Source organism: Nocardioides sp. CPCC 206348 (genome assembly GCF_048654705.1).
Lineage (GTDB): Bacteria > Actinomycetota > Actinomycetes > Propionibacteriales > Nocardioidaceae > Nocardioides.
The window spans coordinates 49,993-56,358 of sequence record NZ_JBMCZA010000202.1; the positions used below are offsets into that span (position 1 = coordinate 49,993).

Below are 6,366 nucleotides of genomic sequence, written 5' to 3' on the forward strand. Positions count from 1 at the left end.
AGGCGGGCCAGCAGGCCGGCCCGCCGACCGTGCTGCCGGGGTACCAGTCCGCGCCACAGGGAACGCCGTACGGCACCCCGGCGTACGGCGTCGCGGGCGGCTACCCGCCTGCCCCCGGCTTCGGCCAGCCGCCCCGGAAGAAGAAGAGCCACGTCGTTTGGATCGCTGCCGCCGTCGCGGGTGTCGTGGTGGTGGGTGGCGGGATCACGGGCCTCGTCCTCGCCAGCGGCGACGACAAGTCCAGCAAGGGCAACGGCGGCCAGTCGCCGGAGACCTCCGACACCCCGACCGTGGACGTCGACGCCGACGCGCTCGACGAGCGATACAACGCACTGGCCTCCACCATCAGTGCCGGGACGAGTGACTGCGCCGCAGGCACGCCGACGACCGGCCAGGCCGAGGTCATCGACTGCGTCGTCAGCGCCGGCAAGCTGAAGCTGATCACCTACCTCGACGAGGCGTCCCTGACCGCGGCACGCAAGGCTCGGCTGGACTACCGCGCCGGCACGCTGACGGCTGACAACGGCACGACGGCGCTCTACGAGTTCGATCCGGAGCGCGGCGGGAGCTCGGCCCCGGCACTCGTGTACTGGGACACCACTTCCGCGCTGCAGTCGGCGACGATCACGGGCGAGGGCAGCGTCAAGATCGACACCGTGACGACGACCTACAAGGCGACGTCGCCGCGCGTTCCCGAACCGACGAACCCCCAGCACCCGGTGCTGCGGGACTTCATCAACATCAACATGGATGTCTCGAAGTGCACGCGCCAGCGCACCTTCTTCGTCGGAGAGACGGAGGAGAGCTCGTGCACGGCGGTCGAGGGGATCGTCGTCACGGTCGGGCGCTACACCACCCGCAAGCTGCTGAGCGAGGACCGCAAGTACTACAAGGGGAAGTACGAGGAAGCCGGCACCGGCGGCGGCAAGCAGGGTGGCGGCGGCACCTGGAAGTTCGGCGAGGGCAAGGCCGAGGGTGCCTACTACGCCTATCGCAACAGCGAGGGCGACACGGCCACGCTCTACTGGGACTACAACCTGTCCGACTGCTTCTGCTACGGCGTGGCGTGGAGCTTCGACGGCAACCTGAAGAAGCTCGAGGACTGGTGGCCGAGCGACTGATCGTGAGTCGGGTCGTCAGTCGGGCACCGGGACCGTGTCGGCCAGGTCCGGCCGGCTGATCCCGGCGACGTCGGTGCGCACCATCAGGGCCATCGTGGTGTCGTCACCGCCGATGAGGGCGGGCTCGGCAAGCCATTCGGGGAGCTGTTCGCGGACCCAGACCAGGCCGCGGTTGCGGCTGAAGTCGAGGAGCTGCTCGCCGGTCTGGCGCCACCAACCGTCGGCGTCGACGCGCGAGCGCCCGAACCCGTCGGTGCACAGGAAGATCAGGGCGACGTCGTCGACCCGCACGTCCACGACCGCGACGCGGAGCGCGTCGACCGGCCGCGGCTGGCACAGCGAACTGGTGTGCAGCCCGTCGAGGTCGGGGTCCTCCGGCAACGGCCGCGACGCCTCCCCGGCAGCCGAGACGAGGACGGAGTCGCCGTCCCCGATCTGGAGGAAGACGACCAGGTCACCCACGGCGGCCGTGGCCAGCACGGTGGACCCGTAGGCCCGCAGCGGGTCGGCGCTCGCGCCAAGCGCGTCCTCGGCCGCGGAGTACGGGTGGGCCGCGAGGTGGTGCTCGACCTTGGTCACCCAGCTGTCCACGAGGGCGGCCCCGGCGGCGCTGAGCAGGGCCTCGGCGGCGGTGTGGTCCGCACCGTCGCCGAGCTCGTCGAGGGCGTCCAGCGTGCGCCGCAGCTCCTCGACCGCGCAGAGGACTGCGAGGGCGGAGCCGATGTCGCTGCGGAAGTGCAGCTTGTGGCCGTGCCCGTCGGCGACGGCGATCACGGCGCGGCCGTTCTCGTAGTCACTCCACGTCAGGACGGAGTCCTGGAGCGGCAGCTGATCGCGGACGTGGACCGAACCGATCGTGGTGCCGGACAGCGTCGTCCAGCCGTGCGTCATCCGAGGGTGCTCCAGATCGGGTCACCGATCGGGCTCGGAGGCGCGGCGGTCACACCGGTGCCCGGCCCGACGACCGGACGGGAGGCGACCTTGCTGGCGGCCTTCGAGGCCCAGACGATGTACTCGACCAGTTGCTCGGGGTTGTCGGCACGCAGCAACGGGACGTCCTCGTCCCCGATGAACCGGCGCAGCGAGTGCATGTCGGCGTCGCGGCCGACCCCGAGCGCGAGCCGCACGGCGGTGGCGCCCCATCGGTTGTTCAGCAGGGCCTGCAGGCCCTCGGCGAACGTCACGCCGCTGCTCTGCGTGGGGCGTCCGTCGGAAACGAGGATGATCGCCGGCGGGAAGGCGCTGTTGCTCTCGTCGAGGTGGTCGAGCGCGCCGGCGAGGGTCTGCAGGGCACTGCCCAGCTCGGTGAACCCGCGCGGCACGGCCTCGAGGCGCTTCCAGTGGATCTGGTCGACCTGCGTCGGCTCCTCGATGATCCAGTGCGGTTCGTTGGCGAACGCGAGGACCCGGATCAGCAGCTCGGCGTGCGGGTTGGCGCGCGCCTCGTCCTTCAGGTGGGGGAGGACCTCGGTGATCGCGTTGTTGAGCGCCTGGATACGGCCGCCCCGCATCATGGAGCCCGAGACGTCGAGAACGAAGATGAAGTGCAACGGCTTGCGCGCGAGTGCACCGCCGAGTCTGTCGCTCATCGGGGCCCTCCTTCCGATGGGTCGGGGTGTCGGGGTGGGTCGGATCCGCGCTGTCGGGGCGTCTCGACCAACGCTAACGCTGAACCGGTCGGCCGGACTGTGTTTCAACGTCCCCGAATCTGTTGAGGCTATACATTGTCACGCAGGTCGAGCGGAGCTATTACGGAGGTCGGGCACACCCATGGTGCTGGCAGAGGGCGTGGAGGTCGATCTCGGTCCGTTGGGACGCGCCCGGGTGACCTCGTTGCTGGGCCAGGGGGGACAGGGCTACGTCTTCGAGGTACGCCGCGAGACCGGCGAGCCGCTCGCCCTCAAGTGGTACAAGCCCGAGAGCGCGACCTCGCAGCAGTACGACGAGATGCAGCAGCTCGTCGAGATCGGCTCGCCGCACCAGCGATTCCTCTGGCCGCTCAGCATGGCTCGCGTCGGCACGGAGCCGAGCTTCGGCTACGTCATGCACCTGCGGCACCAGCGCTTCCTCGAGCTGAGCTTCCTGCTGCTCAACGCGGACCGCGACGGACAGCCGCTCGACGTCTCCTTCTCCTCGATCATCGAGCTGTGCCGCCAGCTGAGCTACAGCTTCCTGCGCCTGCACGCCCGCGGCCTCTGCTATCGCGACATCTCCTTCGGCAATGTCTTCTTCGACCCGTCCAACGGTGACGTCCTGATCTGCGACAACGACAACGTCGGCATCGACAACGGAACGGGGCGGGTCCTCGGGACGCCGTACTTCATGGCACCGGAGGTCGTGCGCGACACGACGTACCGCACCCTCCCGAACACCGACACCGACCGGCACTCGCTGGCCGTGCTGCTGTTCTACTCGCTCTTCCTCGGTCACCCGCTCGAAGGCGCGCGCACCGACGCCGGCATGCGCGACGCCCACTGGCTGATGACCCACTTCGGGACCGAGCCGCTGTTCTGCATGCATCCGGACCGGACCGAGAACCGGCCGGCGCAGATCGTCCAGCAGTACTGGAACATCTATCCGCAGTTCCTCCGCGACCTGTTCATCCAGGCGTTCGCGGAGGGCCTGGACAACCCGGGTGCCCGGGTCACCGAGGGCCAGTGGATCAAGGCGATGGACCGGCTGCGTGACGGCCTGCTGGCCTGCCCGACCTGCGGAACGACGAACTTCTGGAGCCCGGAGGACGACAGCGTCACCTGCTGGCAGGACCAGACCGAGGTACGGCCGCCGTACATCCTGCAGATCGGGCGCCGCACGGTCGCGGTCGGACCGCAGACCACCATCCGGTCCGACCACCTCACCTCGGGGATCGACCACCCGACGGTGCTCGCCCAGGTGCGCCAGCACCCGGAGGCCCGCGATCGCTGGGGCCTGCACAACGCGTCCGACTTCTCGTGGCCCGTGTCCTACCCCGGTGGCCAGAACTTCCTGCTCGAGCCGGACCGGACGATCGAGCTGGTCAACGGCGCCCGGATCCAGATCCGCAACTCCACCGTTCAGGTGCGTCGACCGAGCGGTTCGACGCCCGGGGCGACCGCATAGGGTGACGGCCATGTCTGCTCTCGTGGTCGAGGTCGACGGACGAGTCCTTCGTCTCGAAGGCAAGCCCGTCTACCGCATCGGTCGGGCCATCGAGGCTGACGTCGTCCTGACCGCCGGATCGGTGTCGCGCCAGCACGCCGAGCTCCAGGCCTCGGAGTTCGGCTGGGTCCTGGTCGACAACGACAGCCAGTTCGGCACCTACGTCGACGACGAGCGAGTCACCGAGTACCCCGTGGAACGCGCGATCTCGGTGCGTTGCGGTCCTCCGGCCGAGGGCGCGAGCCTGAGGATCATCCCGGCCGCACAGTACGACGCCGCGGCCACCCCGGCGGTACCCGCCTCCGTGCCGCCGACGGCTCCGCCGCTGGCCGCACCACCGCCCCCGCCGATGCCCGCGCCCGGACCGCCGTCGCGCATCCCGCCGATGCCGAGCCTGCCCGACGAGCTCACCATGCCGCCGATGTCCTCGGCGCCACCGCCCGACCCTTCGGCGCGATTCGCACCGCCGGGCGCTCGTCCTGCGGGAGCCCCCGGCCTGCCGCCGGCGATCCCGGGCAACGACGCCACCCAGGTCCTGGCGGCTGCGCCGCGCCCGCAGGCCGGACCGCAGGGCTACGCAGGACCGCCCGTCCAGCGCACCGGCCCGGACCTGCTGCTGGTGGCCGAGGGCCGCGAGCACCGCTTCCGCCACCCCGCCCAGATCACCGTCGGTCGCCGCGGCGACTCGACCGTCGTGATCAGTGACCCCGCCTGCTCCCGTGTGCACGGCCGGATCGACCCCTTCCCGGGCGGCTGGGCCTACACCAACCTGTCCAACGAGGGCACCTTCGCCGAGGGCCGCCGGGTCACGACCCGGAGGTTCGACGAGCGGATCAGCATGCGGCTCGGGCACCCGGTGGCCGGCCCCGAACTCACCCTCGTCCCGATCCTGTCCGCCGTCGAGGAGGAGAAGCGGATCGCCCGCCGGCGGTGGGGCAAGCGCCTGGTGATCGGTGGTGCGGCGGCCGCCGTCCTGCTCCTGATCGCGGGCGTCCTCGGGATCGCCCTGCTGGTCGGGCGCGACGACGACGGTGACAAGACCGCTGACGGAGGGCCACCGAGCGGCTCCAACTCGATGGGGGCGTTGACCGGGGAGGAGCTCGACGCGGCCAAGGCAGCCACGGTGAAGATCTCGGCGCAGACCCATCTGCTGTCCGATCCGAGCAGCATGGGCGACTACCACGGGTCCGGCTCGATCATCCGCGAGGACGGACTGATCCTCACCAACGCCCACGTCGCCGAGCCCGAGGCCGAGGGCCTCAACGACCAGTACTCCGGTGAGGAGATCGCGAACCCCGAGTTCCTGCTGGTCTCCCTGACCGACGGCATGACGGACACCAACGCCCCGGCCGCCTACCGCGCCCGCGTGGTGGAGGCCGACGGCCACCTCGACGTCGCGGTGATCCAGATCTACGCGAACGCCGACGGCAGCGACCTCGACGGCAAGCTCGACCTGCCCGCCGTGCCGATCGGCAGCTCCGGCGAGCTGCGGGCGGGCGACGACGTGACCGTCCTGGGCTTCCCGGCCGTCGCCGGTGCCGGCGAGTCGATCACGGTGACCACCGGCGTCATCTCCACCGTGCTCAACGACCCGGACCTCGGGCCGCGCTCGGAGCTCGACACCGACGCGCGCATCGCCCCGGGCAACTCCGGTGGCATGGCGATCAACAACGACGGCGAGCTGATCGGTATCCCGACAGCACTCTTCTCGGACCGCGACACGACCGTCACCAGCGGCCGGATCCGGTCGATCGACGTCGTGAAGGAACTGATCGACCGGGCCGAGGACGAGGTCGACTGACGGTCAGCTGGCCTTCTTCGCAGCAGCCTTCTTCGCGGGGGACTTCTTGGCGGTCGTCTTCTTGGCAGCAGCCTTCTTCGCGGCTGTCTTCCTTGCCGGAGCAGCCTTCTTCGCGGTGGTCTTCGCGGGCTCCTTCGCCGGTGTCGTGTCCTCGCCGCGGGAGCTCTTGGCCGCTTCGACCGAGCGCTGCAGGGCGGCCAGCAGGTCGACCACCTCGCCGCCGGTCTTGGCGGACGTCTCGGTGCGCTTGACCTCGCCGCCCTCGATCTTTGCCTTCACCACGGACTCGACGGCTTCGGCGTAGTC

The 6,366-nt window shown here is 70.2% G+C and carries 5 protein-coding genes and 1 pseudogene; 3 read left to right on the forward strand and 3 right to left on the reverse strand.

The window, feature by feature from the left end; all coding sequences use genetic code 11:
* Positions 1-1,121: hypothetical protein (locus ACOADB_RS19780; protein ID WP_378602401.1), on the forward strand; the 1,121-nt coding region annotated here is incomplete at its 5' end.
* Positions 1,122-1,136: 15 nt separating this feature from the next.
* On the opposite strand, the gene ACOADB_RS19785 is transcribed toward ACOADB_RS19780, so the two are convergent.
* Both ACOADB_RS19785 and ACOADB_RS19790 read right to left on the reverse strand, forming a co-directional pair.
* On the reverse strand, positions 1,137-2,012 hold the full coding sequence (locus ACOADB_RS19785; RefSeq protein WP_378602404.1) for a protein phosphatase 2C domain-containing protein: 876 nt from the start codon (positions 2,010-2,012) through the stop codon (positions 1,137-1,139).
* Positions 2,009-2,710, reverse strand: coding sequence for a vWA domain-containing protein (locus tag ACOADB_RS19790; protein WP_378602407.1), 702 nt, complete (start codon positions 2,708-2,710; stop codon positions 2,009-2,011). The genes ACOADB_RS19785 and ACOADB_RS19790 overlap by 4 nt, the downstream gene beginning before the upstream one ends.
* A 181-nt stretch (positions 2,711-2,891) precedes the next feature.
* Here ACOADB_RS19790 and ACOADB_RS19795 point away from each other — a divergent pair, with 181 nt between their 5' ends.
* Together ACOADB_RS19795 and ACOADB_RS19800 are read left to right on the forward strand one after the other, a co-directional pair.
* Complete coding sequence (locus ACOADB_RS19795) at positions 2,892-4,220, forward strand: protein kinase domain-containing protein (RefSeq protein ID WP_378602410.1); 1,329 nt, start codon at positions 2,892-2,894, stop codon at positions 4,218-4,220.
* A gap of 10 nt (positions 4,221-4,230) precedes the next feature.
* A complete protein-coding gene (locus tag ACOADB_RS19800) occupies positions 4,231-6,060 on the forward strand; it encodes a trypsin-like peptidase domain-containing protein (RefSeq protein ID WP_378602413.1) in 1,830 nt (609 codons plus the stop codon).
* A 3-nt stretch (positions 6,061-6,063) separates the two neighbouring features.
* On the opposite strand, the pseudogene ACOADB_RS19805 reads toward ACOADB_RS19800, so the two are convergent.
* Positions 6,064-6,366 (reverse strand): annotated as a pseudogene (locus ACOADB_RS19805) (Ku protein); the annotation flags it as partial.

Bases quoted from the DNA above. Each gene is read 5' to 3' on its own strand.
- ACOADB_RS19785 (WP_378602404.1), bottom strand. From the start codon at position 2,012: ATGACGCACGGCTGGACGACGCTGTCCGGCACCACGATCGGTTCGGTC.
- ACOADB_RS19790 (WP_378602407.1), bottom strand. From the start codon at position 2,710: ATGAGCGACAGACTCGGCGGTGCACTCGCGCGCAAGCCGTTGCACTTC.
- ACOADB_RS19795 (WP_378602410.1), top strand. From the start codon at position 2,892: ATGGTGCTGGCAGAGGGCGTGGAGGTCGATCTCGGTCCGTTGGGACGC.
- ACOADB_RS19800 (WP_378602413.1), top strand. From the start codon at position 4,231: ATGTCTGCTCTCGTGGTCGAGGTCGACGGACGAGTCCTTCGTCTCGAA.